Here is an 18787-nt window from a genome sequence, read left to right on the forward strand (position 1 = left end):
ACTCCGGCGGATAGTTCTTCATGACCACGAGATGTCCGTCCTCAGATCCTCAGGATCCAGTGTCTCGTGTGTCCAACATCAGGGGTCAAGGCCCGACCTCCTTCCCGACCGGGAGGCCGATACGCTTGCGGCCTGGCTCGCCGAGCGGCCCGGCATCGAGATCATCTGCCGTGACCGGGCCCCATTTTTCGCCGAAGGCGCCACCCGCGGCGCCCCGCAGGCCCTCCAGGTCGCTGACCGATGGCACCTCTGGCACAACCTGGGCGAAGCCGCCGAGAAATGCGTCTACCGGCACCGCGGTTGCTTACGCCCCACGCCGGAACAGCCAGAGGAACCCCAGCAGCATGAGCCAGAGCCGGCCGTCTCATCTCCCTGGCCGACAGGACACCGGTTCGCCGAACGTACCCGTGCCAAGCACGCCACCATCCACGCTCTCCTCGCCGCCGGTCACAGCAAGCGGTCCGTCGCCCGGCAGCTCGACATGACCCTCAACACGATCCTGCGCTTCTCCCGCGCCGCCACCCCGGAGGAGATGTTCACCGGGCAGTGGCAAAACCGTGCGACCAGGCTCGACGCCTACAAGCCCTACCTCGATCAGCGCTGGCAGGAAGGCTGCACCAACGCCTGGAAACTCTGGGAGGAGATCAAGGAACAGGGCTACCCCCGCGGCTATGCCAGTGTCCGCGACTACGTCAGCAGGACTCTTCGCGGCAAGCCCCAACCGGTCGGCCCCCGCCCACCGACAGCCCGCGCCGTCACACGCTGGCTCCTCACACACCCCGACGCACTGCGCGACGTCGACCGACTCCAGCTCAAAACCGTCCTGGCCAACTGCCCCGAACTGATGGCACTCTCCGAACACGTGCGCACCTTCGGCCATATGGTCGCTCATCTTCAAGGCGACCAGTTGCCGGCCTGGATCGAAGCGGCAACCTCCACTACCGACCTGCCCAGCCTCCGGCACTTCGCCCAGCACCTCGAACGCGACCTCGACGCCGTCACCGCCGGCCTCACACTGCCCTGGAACTCCGGCGTCGTCGAAGGCCACGTCAACCGGATCAAGATGCTCAAGCGCCAGATGTTCGGCCGTGCCGGCTTTGCTCTCCTGCGGAAACGGGTCCTCCTCGCTCCGTGACGGCAGCACACGATCAGACAGTGGCTTTGGCCGCGACCCGGGTAAGCAGCTTGTCCCGCAGAGAGGGCCACTCATCCGCGAGCACGCTGTAGTACAGCGAATCACGGCGTGTGCCGTCCTGACGCACCATGTGACTGCGCAGCGTCCCTTCATAGACGAGACCCAGCCGTGTCAGGGCCTGCTGGGACCGCACATTGAGGTTGTCGGTGCGCAAGGCGACTCGGGCGAGACCCAGATCGTCGAAGGTGTACCCGAAGAGCAGCAGCTTCGACTCGGCGTTATAGGGGCCTCCCCAGCAAGAACGATCGAACCACGTCGCGCCTATCTCCGCGCGGCCTTCAGCCAGGTCAAGCTCATACAGACTGGTCGACCCGATCACCGTCTCGTCCCTCAGACGCTGGACCGCGAAACACCTCCGGGCTCGGTCCGCCAGCATCTGGCTGATCATCGCCTGCATCTCTTCCAGAGAGCCGGGCCGAGGCCGGGGCATCCACTGCCACACCTCGGGATCCGTCGCAGAGGGAAAGAGATCTTCAGCATGGTCGACGGACAGCGGGATGAGACGGACGGCGCGGCCGAGGAGTGAGTCATTGCTCATCACTGCACCGTAGCTTCGGGCCCGCTGCCTCACGGCCTAGATGGAGATCACATTTCCGTCGTCACGCACAGCGACCGCGCCACAGGAAGTGGACCAGAGCCAGGACTCACTGATAGAGCCACAGCGTCGACAGCCGCTCCTTCTCCGTCTTCCGCTTCGCCGTGTTCAGCAACGGCCGGCCGGGCCGTCATGGGGCGGGAGGCTGTTCCCCGTCGATCGAGGGCCGTTGCCGGACGCCGATCACGGCCAGGACGGCACCGAAGGAGTGGGCGGCGGGGACGCGACCGCTGTGGGAGGTGCTGCGGACCGTGCCGCCGTCGCGGAGGCCTTCCGGTCTGTCGTCGTGATCTATCCAGCCTCTGGACGGGAGCCGAGAGGCAGTCCCAGAAGGAGTCGGACCTGCAGTACGGCGAAGGAGGCAGGGACGGCGAGCGGAACCTCATAACTCAGTTTCTTGTACGACGAGTTGATGTCATCCAATCCCTCACGCGGTCATCGCCCACTTGCTAGCGTCATGCCCCGTCACAGCACACAACCGTTAAGGGTAAAGAGGCGGTCGATGCACCTTGGCTGACGTACGCGGACCACTCGCCGGGGCGACACGCCCCCGATGGGACCCCCGGGAGGAGGCGTGCGTCCGGGTTCTGACGCTCGACGGGCGGCTCGTCGCGCGGAACCTCGTCGAGATCCTGCACGATGCCGACGAGCTGCGGACCGTCGAAGGACAGACGCCCGGGGAGAAGGTCGCGGTCATCGAGTTCCTGCTGGCCATCTGCTACGCCGCGGGGGTCTACCCGGCCTCTGCCGCGGAATGGCCGGCCTGGGTGGACGAGGAACACGCCCTCCGCCCTGCCGCCCGGTGGCTCACCCAGCGCCCTGACGACGAGGTCTGGGATCTGTTCCACCCCACCCACCCTCTCGGGCAGAACGCCCTCCTCGCTCCGTTCCTCGACGAGCACGGTGCCGGTCCCGCGCAGCTGGTGATCGAGCGGGTCGGTGACTACAACCAGTTCTTCGACCACCACCACCTCGACCACTCCAGTCCGTTGCCCGTGGCCGAGGCCTTCCGGGCGATGCTGACGCAGCACGTGTACGGGCCGGCCGGACGGGCCCGGATATCCGGGAAGGCGACGCTCGGCGCCACCATCACGAACCTCGCCGCCACCCGCCTCGGCACCCGGATCCGCGTGGTCGCGCTCGGCACCACGCTCGGTGAGACCCTGCGCCTCAACCTCGCCCCCGTCACAGGGCCGCCCGGGGAGCTGAACCTCTCCTGGACGACGGGGAAGGAGCGCCGGGGCTTCACCCGCAAGCCTGACGCCCGCCCCGTCAGCGGCCCGGCCGACCTGCACAGCTGTCTGGGCCGCTCCGTACTGCTCCGCCCGACACGGCACGGGGACGCCGTGGACCGGGTCCTGCTCGGGGCGGGGGAATTGCTCGACCTGCGCAGCGAGCACATGCAGGACGCCGTGTACGCCAAGAAGGCCGACGGCAGCGCGAAGCCGTTGTGGGCGTCGGCGACCCGGGCCGTCTGGCGTGAGGCCCATGCCCTCTACGCCGCCGTGGACAAGGCCCGGTCCTCGGAGGCCAGGAACGACGGATCCACGCTCTACCATCGGCTCGCTCTCTTCCCGCCGCAGGACGTGGCGCCGGAGCCCGGTCAGCAGCCCGCGCGCCGCATCGAACTGTGGACCGTCGGGCTCGTCGCGAAGCAGACCACGGCCATCACCTGGGTCGACGGCACGTTCCCCTTCGCGCCGGGTCTGGAGGCCAGGCTCTACCACGCCTCCTTCCGCGGGTCCGAGCTCGCCGAGTTCGTGGCCTCGGCCCTGTACAAGGCGGCGTACGCGGCCTGGACCGTCGCCTATCCGAACCCCAAGCCGGGCGACAAGGCGGGGCAGATCGCCCGCTTCGACGCACGCGGCCGGCACTGGGCGGCGGCGCGGGAACCGTTCGACCTGCTGATGGACGACACCGCCGTCGGCGAGCCCGTGCAGGAGAGTCTGCTCGACTTCGCGGCCGGGGTGTCCGCCGATGCTCGAAGGTTCCTCACGGAGTCGCTCGACTCGCTGCCGCGGAACTCGCAGGGGGTGAAGGCACGGGCCGCCGCGTTGCGGCGGTTCGACGACGAGTTGGCGTCGCCCAAGGCCCCGACCGAATTCCAGGAACTCCGCAGGGAGAGGGCATGACCACCACCCAGACCAAGGGCTCCGATCCCGCCTCCGACCGACCGGCCAGCGAGAGCGCCCTTGCCCTCACCTCGTGGCTCATCTCTCTGGTCCGCAATCACGACAACGGCAGTCTCGCCGAGCTCCGCCGGCCCCGCGTCCGCAAGGAGCCCCACTACCGGGCCATCTGGTACAGCCCGACCGACGACGAGCAGCAGCGGGAGGTCTACGAGCAGGTCGCCTTCCTGTTCGCGGTCTACCACCAGGGCCGCTCCAAGCCCACTGCCGGTTACGGAAGTCTCGGGGAGGCCGCCCGCCGCATCGGCGGTGGTGTCAAGCGGGGGCCCGACGATCCGGGCGCGGCCCGTCTCGTCGACCGCATCGTCTCCAGCCGCCGCATCCCGTGGCGGCACCTGCAGCACGCGGTGGCCCGACTACGCGCCTGCGACCGGCAGCCGCCGTCCTGGGCCCACCTCGCCGACGACCTCAGCCGCTGGCACGACCGCAAGGCGCGCGTCTCCTACGAGTGGGCACTGGCCTTCCACGAGCCGCCGCCGAGAAGGAACCCGCACCCGCCTCAAACGCCTCCCGCCACCGACACGAGCCAGAAGGGCCCCACCACGTGACCAGCAACTCCCCCGCCGGCAGCCAGTTCCTCTCCCTGCACCTGCTGGAGACCCTGGTCGCGGTGCTCCCCGTCCGTGACGAGAACGGCTCCCCGAAGTCCATCGTCTACGGCGGCGCCGAACGGCACATGATCACGAGCCAGGCGCGGCGCCGGGCCGAACGGGTCCACGCCCGGGACCGCGCCAACGCCGGCGTCGGTGCGCTGGCGGGGCGCAGCACCGGCACCCGTACCCGCGAGTGGGCGCTCATCACGGGCCGGGAACTGGAGGAGACGCACGGCTGGGACCGGGAGGAGGCCATCCGTACGGCTCGTGCGGTCATCGAGGCGACCGGGCTGAAGTTCGGCGAGCTGTCGAAGAAGACCGTGGCGAACCTGACCAAGGTGCTCCTCTTCGCCCCCTCCGACGCGGGCAAGCGGATCGCCGCCCACATCCAGGAGGAGGCCGAGGAGCTGCGGTCCTGGACGGAGGAGTACCTCGCCGCGCAGGCCGCGGCAGCCAAGAAGAGCAAAAAGGGCGGCCGCAAACCCGCCGACACCGGTACGGGCGAGGGAGACGAGCCCGTCGAGGACGCCGCGGCCGACTCAAAGCTGCCCCCGCTGCCCTCCGGGACTCGCGCTGCCGTCCTCACCGCGCTCGCCCCACGGGACGCCATCGACATCGCCCTCTACGGCCGCTTCCTCGCCGAGATCGCCGACTCCCCGAACGTCGACGGCGCCGTCCAGAGCAGCCACGCCTTCACCGTGCACGAGGCGGAGCAGGTCGACGACTTCTATGCCGCCGCCGACGACGCGAAGCTCGACCGCAAGAAGAACGCCCTGGACTTCCTCGACGCGGCCGACTACGCCGGCGCCGGCATGACCGGCTACCAGTCGCTGATCACCGGGACCTTCTACCGGCACGCCGTTCTCGATCGCGTGCGGCTGCGCAACAACCTCCGTGCCGCGGGCATGAGCGTCGAGGAGGCGGAGGAGGCCTCCGTCGCCGCGGAGGAGGAGTTCGTCAACGCGTTCGTCGACGCCTTCCCCGAGGCCAAGCGGAACTCGACCGCCTCCACCGGCTCGCTGCCCGCGCTGGTCCTCGCCTTCGAGGGGGAGCGCCCGTACAACTACGCGGCGGCCTTTCAGACGCCGATCGACGAGCGGCCCCCGACGAAGGACGAGAACGGCGGCGACGGGCCGGCCGGCCCCGCAGCGGTCAGGCGGCTGCTGGAGCACCACGCCTTCGTCAGCGCTCGCCGGCCCGACATCGTCTCCGGCCGTGTTCTGACCTACGACCCGCAGATCGCGAAGCTCCTGACCACGCTGGGGGACCTCGGCGCGACCCCGGTGACCACGGCCAAGGAGCTGACGGCGTGAGCCACGTCCTGCTCGTCCGGCTGGCCGCCCCGCTGCAGTCCTGGGGGGTCGTGTCCCGGTTCTCCCAGCGCGACACCCACACCCGCCCCACCAAGTCCGCCGTCGTCGGGCTATGCGCGGCGGCCCTCGGCCGGGACCGGACCGACCCGATCGACGACCTCGCCGAGTTCGTCTACGGAGTCCGCGCCGACCACCCGGGAACTCCCGTACGGGACTACCACACCGTCGGCGCCGGCAGGTATCCCATCAGGCCGCGGGACATCATCACCGACCACCGGCGGGCAGCCGCCGTCGCCAAGAGCATGGAGGCGGCCGACGGCCCCGGCTTCGGCCACCACGAGCTGGCCGGCTGGTACGGCGCCCCGAAGAAGATCGCGGCCGACCCGGTGTCCGGGACTCTCGTCTCGGGAGAGCTCTCGCGACGGGCGATGATCACCGAGCGCTGGTACCTGTCGGACGCGGCGTTCCTCGTCGGGCTCCAGCACGAGGACCAGGGTCTGCTCGAGCAGATCGGGCACGCCTTGGAGCACCCGAAGCAGTTGCTGTGGCTCGGCCGGAAGTCCTGCCCGCCCTCCGGCACCCTCGCCGCGGGGATCGAGCCCGGCACGGTGTCGGAGGTGTTCGCCTCCAAGCGGCTGCTGCCGGGCCCCGACGGCTCCGACACCTCCGGTCGCCGGCCCTGGGCGTGGCTCCAGGCGGCACCCGGCACCAGGGGTGCGGCACCGGTCAACGACCAGCCCGTCACCTTCGACCCGGCCCGTCGCACCCACGCCACGCGCTGGGAGACCCGTACGCGCGTCACCATCGCCCCGAACGCGACCGATTGGGACCTCATCCCGTGAACTCCGCGAACAGCACGCGCGCCTCCACGGCGCGCTTCGTGACCACCCACTCGGTCCTGCTCCTCGATGCCCGCCACCCGCTCGTCGCCAAATCGCTCGTCGACGCCCAGGAGATGCACCGCACCGTCATGAGCGGCTTCCGCGGCTGGGTCCAGGACGGGGACGCGGACGCCCGGTCCCAGATGGGCGTCCTCTCGACGTGGTCGGTGGATCTCAAGGCCGCCGCCCTGGTGCTCGTCGTGCAGTCCAGGGTGCCGGGCGACTGGTCCCGGATACCGCGGGCCGCGTTCACCACGGCGCCGGACGTCATCACCGTGGACCGTACGTTCAAGGCGGGGGAGGTCGTGGGCTTCCGTACGGTCGTGAACCCGACCCGCAGCCGGCCGGGGAGGCCGACTGCGGAGAAGGCGCGCGGCACGCGGTCGGCCCACACGACGCCGGAGCACGTGAAGCGCTGGTTCGTTCGCCGCCTCCAGGGCGACGGCGAGCCGCCGACCGCCGAGGACGGCGTCGTCCGGATCGGCGCCACGGCCGACGCGGACGCTCTCGACATCCGCATGCTGCCGACCGTCTCCAGCGGACACCGCGGCAAGCCCGTGCGGATCGGGCGGGCGGAGATCCGCGGGTCCCTGACGGTCACTGATCCAAAGACGCTGGTCGGGGTGCTGGCGGGTGGGCTGGGGCATGCGCGGGCGTACAGCTGTGGGTTGGTCCTCACGCGGTAAGAACAGTACGGGGGATCATCCCGCAGGTGCGGGGAGCAGACACGGCTCCAAGACCCGCGCCGCTCGGTGGAGGGACCATCCCCGCGGATGCGGGGAGCAGGACGCGGACACCGGCGACGTCCTCGCCGTCAAGGGACCATCCCCGCGTGCGCGGGAGTCAGGAGAGGCTCTGCCCGTAACGAGGGCCATCCCCGCGTACGCGGGGCGCTGAACACAGGCGAGGTTATGCCCTACGGCTTCGCAGGGCCAGGCTCATCCGCAGTCAGCGCTTCTCGCCGCGCCGGACCAGGATCCGCAGCGTCGCCCGGGCGTCGCGCCGGCGCTGCGGGTCGCGGAGGAGGACGGAGGACGCGGCGACCGTGACGACGCCGCCGGTGTAGGCGAGGCCGGTGGCGGCGGAGAGGGCGGCGGCCTCCTGGAGCACGGACTCGAGGACGGTCAGCAGGACGGACATGGGATGGATCCCCCTGGGGTCGTCGCCCGGTGGCTGCTCCGCCGGGCGCGGTCCCACAGGTATCGGCCTTCCGGCCGGGTTCCGGGGAAGTTCGACAGGGCTGAGAGGCCGTGTAGGTGCAGCTCAGGGAGGGGTAAGAATTTTTCCGGAGAAGTCGTCCGCGGGCGGTGCGGAGAGCGTCGTCGGACCGGAGACACCGTTCGCCGAGGTCCTGCGACGGCTCTACGAGGCCGCGGGTGGAGACACGGACGCTCTCAGGCAGCGAAAACTGGTCGAGCACGCCAAAAACTGCGGCCTCGAGCTGACAGAGCGCCGCTTCAGCGATTGGCTCAACGGCCAGACGGTGCCGCGGAAGGAGAACGGCTACTACGTCCGCGACAAGCTGATTCCATACTTGGAGGAGCTGGCGGAGAAGCGCACTCCCGGCTACCACCGGAGGCCACCCGCAGCTTGGCAGGCCCTGCACGACGCTGCGAAGGCCCGCAGAAATAGCAGACAAGGTGGTAGAGGGCCGCGCGTACACGCCGCTTCTCGAGGCATTCTGCTGAAGGGAGCGTCGCAGACCCTCACAGATGTCTTTCCGCTCGACTTCGTCGGACGGGAAGAGGAACTCGCCGAGCTGGAGGCGTTCGCCGCCGCACCCGACGGTGCCCCGCAGTACCTCTGGCTGCAGGCCGGACCATGGGCCGGCAAGACCGCCCTGCTCGCCTGGTTCGCAGCTCAGCGCCTCCCCGCCGGGGTGGATGCCGCGCACTACTTCATCGTCGGCCGACTCGGCACCAACGTCCGCGAGGGTTCGTCCGGGTCGTCGGCGAGCAGCTGGCGTCCGCCGCCGGACTGAGGCGACCGCCGGCCGTGAACCCTGAAGCACCCGACCTCGGCCCCCTGTACGAGGCCGCCGCTCGTGCCAGGGCGACGCGGCACCGACGCCTGCTACTGATCGTCGACGGGCTCGACGAGGACGCGGATGCCGACCAGAACGGCTGCGGGATCGCCGGGCTTCTGCCCAAGCACCCGCCGTACGGCATGCGGGTCGTCGTGGCCGGTCGGCACAACCCGCACGTTCCGTTGGATCTGGTCTCGGATCATCCCCTGCGCAGCCCGGGCGTCGTTCGTCAGCTGACCGACTCGCCTGCGGCCCGGATCATCCGAGACTCCGCCATGCAGGAGCTGAAGGCGCTGGTGAAGGACCCGGCCGTCGGCAGCCGTCTCCTGGGGCTGCTCGCCTCCGCTCAGGGCGCCCTGAGCGGGCAGGACCTTGCCGATCTCATCGGGATCCCGCCGTTGGAGGTGGAGGAGAAGCTGCGCAGCGTGGTCGGCCGTTCCATGGCTCCGACCCGCGTCGACCTCCTGCCCCTGGAGGCACAGCTGCAGGCCGAGGTCGACGCCGGCCTCCAGACGTTCGTTCTCGCCCACACCGAGCTGCAGAAGGTTGCGCTGACCGCCCTCGGTAGGACCACCCTCGCCGCCTGCACGATGCAGCTCCACGCCTGGGCGGACGGCTTCCGTGCCGAGGGCTGGCCGGAGGACACCCCGAACTACCTCCTGACCGGCTACACCCGGCTCGTACGCGAAAGCGCAGACACCGGGCGACTCGCAGACCTCGTACTCGACCCCCGTCGCCAGCTCCGCCTCACCGAGCGCTCCGGGCCGGACGTCGCCCTCGCGGACCTCGACTTCGTCGCACCGTCCAGCTCGTCGCCGAGCCTCTCCACCGCGGCGCGTACCTCTGCCTCCCGGGAACTCCTGGTCCCGCACGTACGCCCTCTTCCCGGCGCGGTCTCTCGCACCATCGCCCGGTTGGGCGATGTCCACCGGGCCAGGAATCTGGCGCTGGCGTCGGGATCCGCCGCGGCGACGGCGGACAACCTGGCGGGCGTGGCCCATGTACTGGCTGCCATCGGAAACAAGCAGGCCGCTCAGACCGCCCGTGACGCGGCGCACTGGTCCCGGACGGCCCTCACCGCGACGGGAAGCCGCGACTACGCGACGGACGAGGCCGAGGCGGCCGCCGGACAGGCCGCGCTCGCCCTGCTGGCGACAGAGCAGGAGCGGGACGGTCTGGCCCTGCTGCGCTCCACCCGCGGCTCGAGCACCGCGCGGAACGAGGCCTATGCGGAAGCCGCGCGGATGCTGCCCTCGCGTCGTCCGGAGCTTCTTGACGACCTGGAGGAGCAGGCCGAGACCCTGGCCGCCGAAGCCCTGGAAGGCGACGGCACCGGTGCTGTGGCCCTCGCGCTGTGGGCAACCGTCGCAGCGGCGGACGACACACGAGTGAACCGGCTGTACGACCGCGTTCTGCAGCACGCTCACGCGGTCTGGGAGGCTGCGCCCACTCTGGCGAACATCGCCGTCCTCGCGGCCACCGCGTCGTTCTTGTCGCAGGCCAGACCGCAGGAGGCGACCGACCTGGTGGGCACAGCCTGCCGCCACATCGCCTCCACGGTCCTGGGCGACGACCCTTTGTCTGCGGCCGATGCCTTCCATCTCGAGTTCGACTTCCGCCACACGCTTGCCGCTCTCGCCCGGGCGCGCGACGACGTCGGGGCGGTGGGGGACGCCTGGGCGGTGGGAGAAGAGTTCGACGACGTGCTGGCGAGGGTGGAGACGCTACTCCCGTCGGAGCGGGCCTTCCCGGACGCCTCCGACGACAACGACGCCTCGGAGGGTGAGCGGCTGGCCGACGAAGCCTTCCGGCTCGCGGACCAGGGCGACGACAGCGAAGCCGAGCGCTGCCTCGAGCAGGCGCTGGTCCTCCTGCCGTCCGCCGGAACGGCCACGGGCCACGCGCCCGTCTGGTTGCCGGATCTCGCCGGTGCGCTCGTCCGGGCCGAAGCCGCCGGAGACCTCGAGGCGCTGCTCGAACTGGCGCAGAGCCCCGCCGACCGGACACGGACCCACGCCGCGGTGGCTCTGGCCTACGCGGACACCGGTCAGAGCGCGAAGGCACGGGAGCACGCGCGGGAAGCAGCCCTGGGGGCGGCCCTCCGCTCGGCCCCGAACGCGCACTGGCCGTTCGCGGCGCAGGCGCTGGCAGCCGTGGGCGACGCGGAAGCCGCGCTCGCTCTCATCGAGCAGCAGCGGCCGCCCGCCGATCGCAGCCGACGGGCCGAGTGGCGAAAGACGGACCGCTCGACCCGCATCGCCGTCGCTGCGGAACTCGGCCCCATACACCCGCAGATGTCCACCGACCTGCTGCTCCCGCTTCTCGAGCAACTCCACGCCGGCCGCGCCGCGCCCCGCAGCCAGGGCATACTGGTCCGCCTCGCCGAACTCCTACCAGCCACTCCTCAGAGCATTGGCCGTTCGCAGGAGCTGACCTCGGAAGTGAAGGCGGAGGCCCTCAACCGCATGACCAGAGGCGGCCCGCCGACCTGGCAGCCCGAAGAGGTCCTCGTGCACGCCCTTCTGCGCATCGGCGACGGCCACGACCCCGGCCGGCAACTGAACTGGCTGGAACTGGACATGAGACACCGCGGCACCATCCACTTCCCCGTCGCCGCCCTCGCAGTTCTCCATGCGGCCCGCGGTGACGCCGAAGCCGCTGAGAGCGTCGCCAGCCGAATTCCGGATCCGCGGCGCCGCGCAGCCGCGTTGAGCGCGGTCGCCCGCCATTTCACCCGCATCCCGGCCCGCACCCTCCCAGGCACCGCCCCCGCCCGCACGGATCCGTTCACCCGCAACATCCAGCACCTCGCGCTGACCGTGACTCCCTCCGCTTCGGCAGACAGGAGAACGGCCGCCCACTTCCTCTCACAGGCGCTGAACACCTCCGGCTGGTACCACGGCCTGCCGGTACTGGCTCAAGTCGAGCCAAGGGCGATATCCCCCGTCCGGAACATCTTGCTCGTACACACCCGTGCCGCACTGGACCGTCGACCTTCGAGGTGACGGCGGAACAAGCACGCCTATGACAGGCGGGCGGGACAGGGCTGGCTCCCTCGGATGTGAGTAGTCGCGGTACGGATCTGATCCGCACGGTGCGCCACGTCGGCCGAGCTCTGCCGGACTATCCGCTCGACGCGCCGTGGCCCGACCTGGCCGCGCGGCTCGGCATCGAGGATCTGGGGCAGGTGACACCCGGGCCTCGCGACCGACGGCGAAGACAACTTGTCTTCCGGCCGATCTACCCGCAGCCGTGCCCGCACCTCGGCCGTTTTCCTGCCGGACATGACGTCCGCGAAGGCAACGGCCGAGGGTGAGGGTCAGGCGCAGATGTTGCCTCCCGACCAGGTGCGCGTCGTGCCACCGCCGAGGTCCTGGAAGTGGATCACCGCGCACTGGAAGTTCTGCCGGATCTCGCCGCCGACCCTGTACTCGTAGGACGTGGGGTAGCGCGCGAAGCCCCTCTCACAGCCATGCGCGCACCAGTGGTCGCCGATGTGACCCCAGACCGGCCACGCACCACTGCGTGGCGACCAGTAGACCGTCCCGTGGTCGAACTGCTGACGGCGGCCGAACCCGTCAGGGTTGACCAGTTCACCCGTGACGGGGCAGCCGAGCGCTCCGCCCGGGCCGCCCATGTCGATGTACCGCTGCTCGATAGCCCCGCCGACCTCCGGCCTGTTGGCGCAGTACGGGGTGGCCGGCGCGGGCGACGCCGCTGACACGACGAGCGCGCTTGCGCACACAGGCACCTGTGCGGCGGTCTCGCCCCGGATCGCCGCCCGAACGGCCCGCCCCTCGTGTCCGACCAGCCGTTTCCCAGCGTCCCGAGCAGCCTCGTGTGCGCCCTCGCTCGAAGGTGCAGCGGCCTGTCCCCCAGGCACCGCCGACCCGGTCTCAGTCCCGGCCCGAGCCGATGCCGAACCTGTGCACCCGTGCGGACGGGGTCGCGTCCTCGGAGATCGTGGACCTCTGTCACCAGACCTGGGAGTAGGCGATGGGCGACAGCCTCCCTCGGTCGACCGCTTCCGTTCCGTCGCGCCGCAACGTGGTCAGCAGCTAGCCAAAGCAGCGCGAGCTCAACCCCGTCCACAGGACTGTCCAGGACGGCTCCGAGGCCGCGACCACGCTCGCCACATCATGATCGGCACTCAAGCTGCTGGTCCGACGCCACCGCGCGCCGATCCGCCGACCCATCAGGTGCGAAAGGCCCAGGGAAGAGGTGACGGCTGGGCCATAGTCTTCGTGAACCGACGGGACATGCTCCTGTCTTGTCAGCGGGCGGCCCTGGGGTCGCAGGCACGAGGTCAGGTGAGGCCGGCGGTGGCGTTGTCCTCCCAGCCGTCGATCCGCTGGAAGTAGCCGTTCATGGAGCGTGAGTGTCGGGCCCATCCGCCCTGGTCGGCAATGGCCACGGCGTCCTTGCCCTTCTTGCGGGCGGTGGTCGCGAGGCCGATGCGGAGGGAGTGGCCGGTCCAGGCGAGCGGGATTCCGGCGCGTGCGCTGATCCGCTTCACGGCCCGGGTGACGGAGTCGGGGACCATGCCGCCGGTGACGTTGCCGTGTCGGTCGACGCCGACGAACGCGGGCGCGTCGGGCTGCGACCAGCGCGGCTCGGCCTCGGCGGCGAGGCGGGCGCGGTACGCCCGCCATGCCTCCACCGGGCAGACCTCCGGGTCCTGTTGATAGTTGATCTTTGCGTCACGGACGCTGTACTTGGTCTTGCCGGTGAGCACTGACACGACGAGGCCGCGCAGGGTGAGGGCGACGTCCCCGGCGAGGAGGCCGGCAGGGTCCTGGGCACGCGAGGCGTAGTGGAAGCCGGTCAGGACGAGTGCCTTGTCGCGTGCCCCGGCGAGGGTGTCGGGGCAGGCCCTCACCACCCGGTACAGGTCGGGGATCTCGGCCGCGGCGGCCTGACCCCGGCCGCGCCGCTCCCCCACTTTTAGCAGCTCCACGGCGGCCGCCTCCAGCGTCGCCCGCGCCTGCGCCTGATCGTCGCGGTTCACCTCCGCGCCACGGCGGCGCAGTTCCACGACGGTCCCGGCGAGGATCGTGCTCGCCGACGAGGAGGCGTAGCCCTTTCCGTCCACCCGGCCCCGGTCCAGCAGCCACACGACGAATGCCACCAACGCGCCGCGCGTGGCCTCCAGTTCGGGGAAGCCCTGCGCCGCGCAGAACCGCGTCCAGACCTTCCACGCCTTCGCGTACGTGTCCGTCGTGTTGGCCGGTCGCAGTCGCCGCTGCACCTGATCCGCGAAGTCCTCCGCGTCCGCGAGACGCCGTGCGACCTCCACGCCGTGACGCTGCGCCCACTGGACGACCAGAGGAGACCGCTCCACCGAGACGGGAGTCGAGTCGGCCTCTTCTGACGGGCACTCGGCGGCGGTGCTCAACGGCGCTCCCCCGATCGGTCCTGACATCGGATAAGGAGAGGTTATCCGATGCCATATGCAGCCCGCCATCAGACAGATCGTCCGTTTCCATGGAGATTCCGGCGGGATTCTCCGGAGTCTCCATGCGGGCCGGGGGCAGGCGACCCCATACTCTCCATGGAGAACCCGGAGAACCGGGTAAGAATCTGACGGAAGGCCGTATGAAGATCACCATCGAGGGCGCAGACAAGGATTTCGCCGAGAAGCTCGTCGCGCTCGCCGCAGCGCATCACGCGGAGCTGACTGTTGCGGCCGTCGACACCAACTGGACCGTCGAGCGCGCCACGCGCTACCTGCGCTCGCTGCCCGCCGGCGCCCGCCGGTTCGCCGAGATGGTCATCGTCGACGGCGACGGCTATGTCGACGCGGATCGACTGCGCGCCGCCGTCGGGAAACTCAACGGTCCGACCGTCGCCCTGTCCCGCGCCATCCCGCGCGGCGTGCGCGAGGGCTGGTGGCCCGAGGGCGTCAGCGCGCCCATCACTCCGGTATACGACCCGGACAACCCGAGCTGGCACAAGAACATCGCCTACGAGATGACCAGGCAGAACGTGCCCGTCTTCCGTTCCGCCATTGCCGCCCTGGCCACCGGTCGAGGGGTCCCCGCATCACCGGAGCCGCCCGCCCCTTGGAGCGGAGAGGCGCCGTCCGCCTTCGCCGTGCCGTCCGGCTGGGCCTCCGCCGACGACGTCCCGATGGTGGTGTTCGAGAACGACATCGAGGCGGGCCGCGACACGAACAGTGGTCAGGGGCAGGGCGGTTGAGGCAGGTGAGAGGGGGGTTGCGCGGCTAACCCCCCGCTCCCTGACAGTCGGCGCGGCCTGTCACCCCGGCGGACCATGAACGCCGCCTCCCAGGAGTGATGCCGCCATGCCCGTCCTCGTCTCTCTCGCCCTCGACAAGGGTCTGGACCTTCTCGGCACGTCCCTGGGCCAGTTGCTGCTCGTCGCGCTTCTCGCCGCTGCCGCCGCCGGTTCCTGGCTGTACCGACGGAGCCGAGCCACTCCCCCCGAGCCGCCCCGCGTCCGTCGTTTCACCCTCCTGCGTACCGAGAACGCCGACGGCACGCCTATGCGGTACGAGACCACGCGGCCCACCGGAACCAAGATCACTCCTTGGATTGACGGCCGCCAGCGCCTCTACGAACTGACTGACGTACAGCTGGAGGACGGGACATACGCAGCCGAGCCCCTTGACCATTTCTGATCAGCGAGTGCGGTCGATACAGCTCCGTGGCGACGTGTCCATGCTGCCGCTCTCGTCGTCACATACTCATGCGACAAGTCGTCGTTTCCGCGAGTTTGAGGACTCGGGTGCTCTGGCCGGGCTGGGAGGCCGGCACCGAACTGCATCGGTGGGGGAAGGCCGACTTCACCATCGGTGCCCGGACCCGATAACCGTGAGTCCCACCTGCTCGGCAAGCCAGTGCGCGTAAGGCTCTCGTATCTCGCGGCCGTCGACGCAGACGCTACGAACGTGGACGAGGACGGTGTGGTCGTCGGCGTATTCGTCGAGTTCGCGGGTGGGAGTGTTGATGAGGAGCGACACTTCGGCGTGCTTGGACTCGCCGTTGAAGCCCGCCTCGGGCGCGTCCGGCCAACGCAACATCTCCCAGTTGATCCAGCCTCTGTTCGGGCCGATGGCTGCTGTGAAGGCGTCCTCGATGCTGCCGACCGGCAGGTAGTTCAGTTCGCACTGCACCGGCAGCCGCCCGTCGTACGCGGCCGGGTCGAACGGCAGACCCGATCCCTTGACGCCGACGACCAGGGCGGGCTGCTCCTCCAGCAGCGCTCCGTCGAACTCCCCGTACTCCTCTTGACCCCTGAACCACCCCTCGAGCAGTTCCTTGGCCACGCGCTGCACCTCGGCTACGGAGTGGAGCTCTGCGTACACGCAGACGTCGGAGTCTTCCCGCTGACCGAACTCCATGAGGCGACGCGCAGTGCTCAGGGCGAGTGCAAGGTCGGGAGTACGGAAGACCGGATAGGCGATGTCGTCGGACATTGCGGCGACTGTGCCACGGCTCTTCACCGCAGGCCATCGCATTCACGCAGGATGCGGTCCCGGTCCGGTACCACACGATGTGAGGGAGGTCGGCGACCTTCTCCCCGCCGTACGACCACGTCGTGCGCCCGTCCGGCACGCAGGTGAGCTCGTAGGCGCCCGACTCCCTCCGGCTGAAATGCGCAGGTCAGAGCGTTCTTCCCAGGTGGCTGGCCTAGGCGTGGTCTCGCGCGGCATACTCGACGCATGGCTGGCATCGAGATCGACGACACCACCGCGGACGCGCTGCGGGCCCTGGCCGACGCGGCGGGGCTGCCGCTGGACGCCTACCTCGCCCAGGTCGCCGAGGAGAAGCGGCGCGAGCGCGCGCTGGCCGACGGCGCGGAGATCTTCCGGCAGGTCACCAGCGACCCGGAAACGGCCGCTGCGTTCGACGCTGAGTACGGTGGCCCCGCGCCGGCCCGGACCGCACCGCGGGCGGCCTGACCTGTGCCTGCCGAGTACTACGTCGACTACCGGTGGTTCCTGGAACGCCAGGCTGAGCTGCTGGACGACCTCGCGGTCAACGACTACTCCGTCTTCGTCGGCCTGGCCGCCCGGCACAAGGTCGACCCGCCCCGTCACGACCAGCACCACCCGGACGCCTTCTGGCGTGCGGCCGTGATGCTGGAGGAGTGCGTCCTGCTCCGGCCGCTGCCCGCTCGCAACGAGTTGTACGGCTTCGGCGTGGCCGTGGCCTACCTCGGGATCCACGGGGAGCGGGTGAACACCAAGTTCGAGGCCTGGCGGGACCTGATCGCCGACATCACCGCCCTGCGTCTCGACTCGTTCGCCGTCGCCGAACGCCTGCGTTCACTGCGCTTGCCGGCGGCCTGACCTCGCTGTCGCCCTCCCCCACATCTGGAGTTTCCGCGGGCGGTCAGAGACAGAGGCCAGGGTAGAGGCAAGAGCCGGGGGGGTGTTGCCGCCGCGAGACGGACCATCCCCGCGGGTGCGGGGAGCAGCAGACGATTGACCCCCGCCGACTGCCGTCGTCGGGACCACCCCCGCGGGTGCGGGGAGCAGGCGGCCCGCGCCGTGACCGCCGTGTACGCCCGGGGACCACCCCCGCGGGTGCGGGGAGCAGGCGAGTTCGGCTTGTGCCTTCTTCAGTTGTTCGGGACCACCCCCGCGGGTGCGGGGAGCAGACTGTTTGACCTGCGTCTTTATGGCTACGGGGGCGCGGTTTCAGTGACTTTCACGGATTCCGACAAATAGGTCATGGGTGGCTCCGTAGCTACTTGGCTGGCCAGCCGCTCATCCTACGTCTTGAAGGGCATTCTTCCTGGGGACTCTTCGAGCTGCCCATCCCAGGGTCTCTCCACGGGGGGCGTACTCCAAGGTCGAACACTCAGGCGAGACTTGCCCGGATCACGCTGTCTCCGGTGCGCACGACCGAAAGGAGGTCTCCTCTCAGCTCGTTGGGGCTGGCCCCTCCCCCGAGGGCGCAGGCCCTCACCAAGTCACGGCAATCCTGCGCTTGCCGACCCGAGGCGATCGCGGTGGCCAAAGGGCTGGCCAGGATCTCGCGGGCCGCGTAGCCGTCCCTGGCCTTCGTCGTCCTGCGGTGGAGGTCGTCGACGATGCGGCGTGCGGCAGGTGTCTCGGTGGCACCGGTCGCGTCGAGGGCCGTGAGGCCGAGGCGGGTGTCGAAGACGGTCATGCCCGGTTCGGTTATCCGGCCGATGTACGCCGTCACCAGGTCCGCCACTTGGCGGTCGACCGGCTGCCCGGCGGCGCGGCGGCAGAGGACGGTCAGGCAGGCTGTGACGGCCTGTTCCCACGGGTCGCCGGGCGTCGTGTCGGCGAGGAGGACGGCGGCCCGGACGGTGTCGCCGGCGGTGAGTGCGGCGAGTACCGCGGTCTGGCGTCCGTCGAGCATCCGGCTGCCGACGCCGCGATGGGCTTCGATGTGCGCTTCGGCCTCGGCCCACCGTCCCGTGGTCGTGAGGGTGCGGGTGCCATCGGCGAGGAGCACGCGCCACAGCCACGCGCGGACCTCACGACGGTCCTCGTCGGTCGCGGTGAGGTCCGACGGTACGGCGACGCCCTCGAACCGGGCGGCCGTACCCGCCTCGACCGCCGAGTACAGGTCGAGCAGCCGCCGACGTCCCTCGTCCGCGTGTCCGGCGCGGATCTGGAGGCGGGCGAGGTTGACGACGGGTTCCAGGCCGCGGATCGCGCTCATGCCGGGCAGGGGGCAGGCGTGGAGGTAGGCGACGGCGTGGCGGCGGCACAGCGCGCGGGCGAGGTCGGGGAGGCCGACGTCGGAGGCGATGAGCGCGGCCTGGTTGCAGGCGGCCGATGCGAGCCCTTGGTCGCTTTTCTCGACCGCGGTGTCGGCGAGTTCGACCAGGTCGCGTACGCGCTCGGGCAGAGGCAGGCAAGGAGGCCGGAATCGGGCGACGAGCGGGAAGCGCTGGGCTGTGGGTCCGTGCGGATCCATGGGTCTCCCGGGCATGAGTGCGAGTTGGTGCCGGGACGGCCGTGCCCGTCGGCCGGCGTGTGGCCGGCGGGC

The 18787-nt window shown here is 70.3% G+C and carries 18 protein-coding genes and 1 CRISPR repeat array; of the genes, 12 read left to right on the top strand and 6 right to left on the bottom strand.

Annotated elements, in window-relative coordinates; all coding sequences use genetic code 11:
• On the top strand, nucleotides 1-1135 hold a 1135-nt coding region (locus tag ACFCZF_RS36630; protein ID WP_376675325.1), incomplete at its 5' end, for an ISL3 family transposase.
• A gap of 13 nt (nucleotides 1136-1148) precedes the next feature.
• On the opposite strand, the gene ACFCZF_RS36635 is transcribed toward ACFCZF_RS36630, so the two are convergent.
• A complete protein-coding gene (locus tag ACFCZF_RS36635; protein WP_376675326.1) occupies nucleotides 1149-1733 on the bottom strand; it encodes a GNAT family N-acetyltransferase in 585 nt (194 codons plus the stop codon).
• A 566-nt stretch (nucleotides 1734-2299) separates the two neighbouring features.
• On the opposite strand from ACFCZF_RS36635, the gene ACFCZF_RS36640 reads away from it, so the two are divergent.
• Genes ACFCZF_RS36640 through ACFCZF_RS36660 form a run of 5 tightly spaced genes read left to right on the top strand, consistent with a single transcriptional unit; the run spans nucleotide 2300 to nucleotide 7452 of the window.
• A complete protein-coding gene (locus ACFCZF_RS36640; RefSeq protein WP_376675327.1) occupies nucleotides 2300-3922 on the top strand; it encodes a type I-E CRISPR-associated protein Cse1/CasA in 1623 nt (540 codons plus the stop codon).
• The gene (gene casB, locus ACFCZF_RS36645; protein WP_376675328.1) at nucleotides 3919-4527 is read left to right on the top strand and encodes a type I-E CRISPR-associated protein Cse2/CasB; all 609 of its coding nucleotides are present in this window, start codon (nucleotides 3919-3921) and stop codon (nucleotides 4525-4527) included. Before ACFCZF_RS36640 ends, casB begins: the two co-directional genes overlap by 4 nt.
• Nucleotides 4524-5885, top strand: a complete 1362-nt coding sequence (locus tag ACFCZF_RS36650) for a type I-E CRISPR-associated protein Cas7/Cse4/CasC (RefSeq protein ID WP_376675329.1) — start codon at nucleotides 4524-4526, stop codon at nucleotides 5883-5885. The genes casB and ACFCZF_RS36650 overlap by 4 nt, the downstream gene beginning before the upstream one ends.
• Entirely contained in the window at nucleotides 5882-6727 is an 846-nt protein-coding gene (gene cas5e / locus ACFCZF_RS36655) for a type I-E CRISPR-associated protein Cas5/CasD (protein ID WP_376675330.1), read from the top strand. The genes ACFCZF_RS36650 and cas5e overlap by 4 nt, the downstream gene beginning before the upstream one ends.
• The gene (locus ACFCZF_RS36660; protein ID WP_376675331.1) at nucleotides 6724-7452 is read left to right on the top strand and encodes a type I-E CRISPR-associated protein Cas6/Cse3/CasE; all 729 of its coding nucleotides are present in this window, start codon (nucleotides 6724-6726) and stop codon (nucleotides 7450-7452) included. Before cas5e ends, ACFCZF_RS36660 begins: the two co-directional genes overlap by 4 nt.
• Before the next feature lie 262 nt (nucleotides 7453-7714).
• Here ACFCZF_RS36660 and ACFCZF_RS36665 read toward each other — a convergent pair whose 3' ends face one another.
• Nucleotides 7715-7906, bottom strand: a complete 192-nt coding sequence (locus tag ACFCZF_RS36665) for a hypothetical protein (protein WP_376675332.1) — start codon at nucleotides 7904-7906, stop codon at nucleotides 7715-7717.
• A gap of 343 nt (nucleotides 7907-8249) precedes the next feature.
• Between ACFCZF_RS36665 and ACFCZF_RS36670 the strand changes: the two genes are divergently transcribed.
• Both ACFCZF_RS36670 and ACFCZF_RS36675 read left to right on the top strand, forming a co-directional pair.
• On the top strand, nucleotides 8250-8747 hold the full coding sequence (locus ACFCZF_RS36670; protein WP_376675333.1) for a hypothetical protein: 498 nt from the start codon (nucleotides 8250-8252) through the stop codon (nucleotides 8745-8747).
• A 14-nt stretch (nucleotides 8748-8761) separates the two neighbouring features.
• Complete coding sequence (locus tag ACFCZF_RS36675; protein ID WP_376675334.1) at nucleotides 8762-11797, top strand: hypothetical protein; 3036 nt, start codon at nucleotides 8762-8764, stop codon at nucleotides 11795-11797.
• A 314-nt stretch (nucleotides 11798-12111) separates the two neighbouring features.
• Here ACFCZF_RS36675 and ACFCZF_RS36680 read toward each other — a convergent pair whose 3' ends face one another.
• Entirely contained in the window at nucleotides 12112-12516 is a 405-nt protein-coding gene (locus ACFCZF_RS36680) for an LGFP repeat-containing protein (protein WP_376675335.1), read from the bottom strand.
• Between the two features lie 582 nt (nucleotides 12517-13098).
• Nucleotides 13099-14187, bottom strand: a complete 1089-nt coding sequence (locus tag ACFCZF_RS36685; RefSeq protein ID WP_376675336.1) for an integrase — start codon at nucleotides 14185-14187, stop codon at nucleotides 13099-13101.
• A 200-nt stretch (nucleotides 14188-14387) separates the two neighbouring features.
• Between ACFCZF_RS36685 and ACFCZF_RS36690 the strand changes: the two genes are divergently transcribed.
• Together ACFCZF_RS36690 and ACFCZF_RS36695 are read left to right on the top strand one after the other, a co-directional pair.
• On the top strand, nucleotides 14388-14990 hold the full coding sequence (locus ACFCZF_RS36690; RefSeq protein WP_376675337.1) for a hypothetical protein: 603 nt from the start codon (nucleotides 14388-14390) through the stop codon (nucleotides 14988-14990).
• A gap of 106 nt (nucleotides 14991-15096) precedes the next feature.
• The gene (locus tag ACFCZF_RS36695) at nucleotides 15097-15432 is read left to right on the top strand and encodes a hypothetical protein (RefSeq protein WP_376675338.1); all 336 of its coding nucleotides are present in this window, start codon (nucleotides 15097-15099) and stop codon (nucleotides 15430-15432) included.
• Nucleotides 15433-15597: 165 nt separating this feature from the next.
• On the opposite strand, the gene ACFCZF_RS36700 is transcribed toward ACFCZF_RS36695, so the two are convergent.
• Complete coding sequence (locus ACFCZF_RS36700; RefSeq protein ID WP_376675339.1) at nucleotides 15598-16230, bottom strand: hypothetical protein; 633 nt, start codon at nucleotides 16228-16230, stop codon at nucleotides 15598-15600.
• Nucleotides 16231-16476: 246 nt separating this feature from the next.
• Here ACFCZF_RS36700 and ACFCZF_RS36705 point away from each other — a divergent pair, with 246 nt between their 5' ends.
• A complete protein-coding gene (locus ACFCZF_RS36705) occupies nucleotides 16477-16716 on the top strand; it encodes an antitoxin MazE7 (protein ID WP_376675340.1) in 240 nt (79 codons plus the stop codon).
• Between the two features lie 3 nt (nucleotides 16717-16719).
• Nucleotides 16720-17106 (top strand): toxin Doc, encoded by a 387-nt coding sequence (locus ACFCZF_RS36710; RefSeq protein WP_376675341.1) that lies wholly within the window; start codon nucleotides 16720-16722, stop codon nucleotides 17104-17106.
• 99 nt (nucleotides 17107-17205) lie between these two features.
• Nucleotides 17206-17417: a CRISPR direct-repeat array (repeat unit 29 nt; unit sequence GGGACCACCCCCGCGGGTGCGGGGAGCAG).
• Nucleotides 17418-17620: 203 nt separating this feature from the next.
• On the opposite strand, the gene ACFCZF_RS36715 is transcribed toward ACFCZF_RS36710, so the two are convergent.
• Nucleotides 17621-18715 carry a hypothetical protein gene (locus ACFCZF_RS36715; RefSeq protein WP_376675342.1) on the bottom strand — a complete coding sequence of 365 codons (1095 nt, stop codon included), beginning with the start codon at nucleotides 18713-18715 and terminating at the stop codon, nucleotides 17621-17623.
• Nucleotides 18716-18787 lie beyond the last annotated feature (72 nt).

Origin of the sequence: Streptomyces sp. NPDC056296, from assembly GCF_042268605.1 — a bacterium.
Classification (GTDB): domain Bacteria; phylum Actinomycetota; class Actinomycetes; order Streptomycetales; family Streptomycetaceae; genus Streptomyces.

Bases quoted from the DNA above. Each gene is read 5' to 3' on its own strand.
- casB (WP_376675328.1), top strand. From the start codon at position 3,919: ATGACCACCACCCAGACCAAGGGCTCCGATCCCGCCTCCGACCGACCG.
- ACFCZF_RS36700 (WP_376675339.1), bottom strand. From the start codon at position 16,230: ATGTCCGACGACATCGCCTATCCGGTCTTCCGTACTCCCGACCTTGCA.
- ACFCZF_RS36635 (WP_376675326.1), bottom strand. From the start codon at position 1,733: ATGAGCAATGACTCACTCCTCGGCCGCGCCGTCCGTCTCATCCCGCTG.
- ACFCZF_RS36695 (WP_376675338.1), top strand. From the start codon at position 15,097: ATGCCCGTCCTCGTCTCTCTCGCCCTCGACAAGGGTCTGGACCTTCTC.
- ACFCZF_RS36690 (WP_376675337.1), top strand. From the start codon at position 14,388: ATGAAGATCACCATCGAGGGCGCAGACAAGGATTTCGCCGAGAAGCTC.
- ACFCZF_RS36665 (WP_376675332.1), bottom strand. From the start codon at position 7,906: ATGTCCGTCCTGCTGACCGTCCTCGAGTCCGTGCTCCAGGAGGCCGCC.
- ACFCZF_RS36705 (WP_376675340.1), top strand. From the start codon at position 16,477: ATGGCTGGCATCGAGATCGACGACACCACCGCGGACGCGCTGCGGGCC.
- ACFCZF_RS36715 (WP_376675342.1), bottom strand. From the start codon at position 18,715: ATGGATCCGCACGGACCCACAGCCCAGCGCTTCCCGCTCGTCGCCCGA.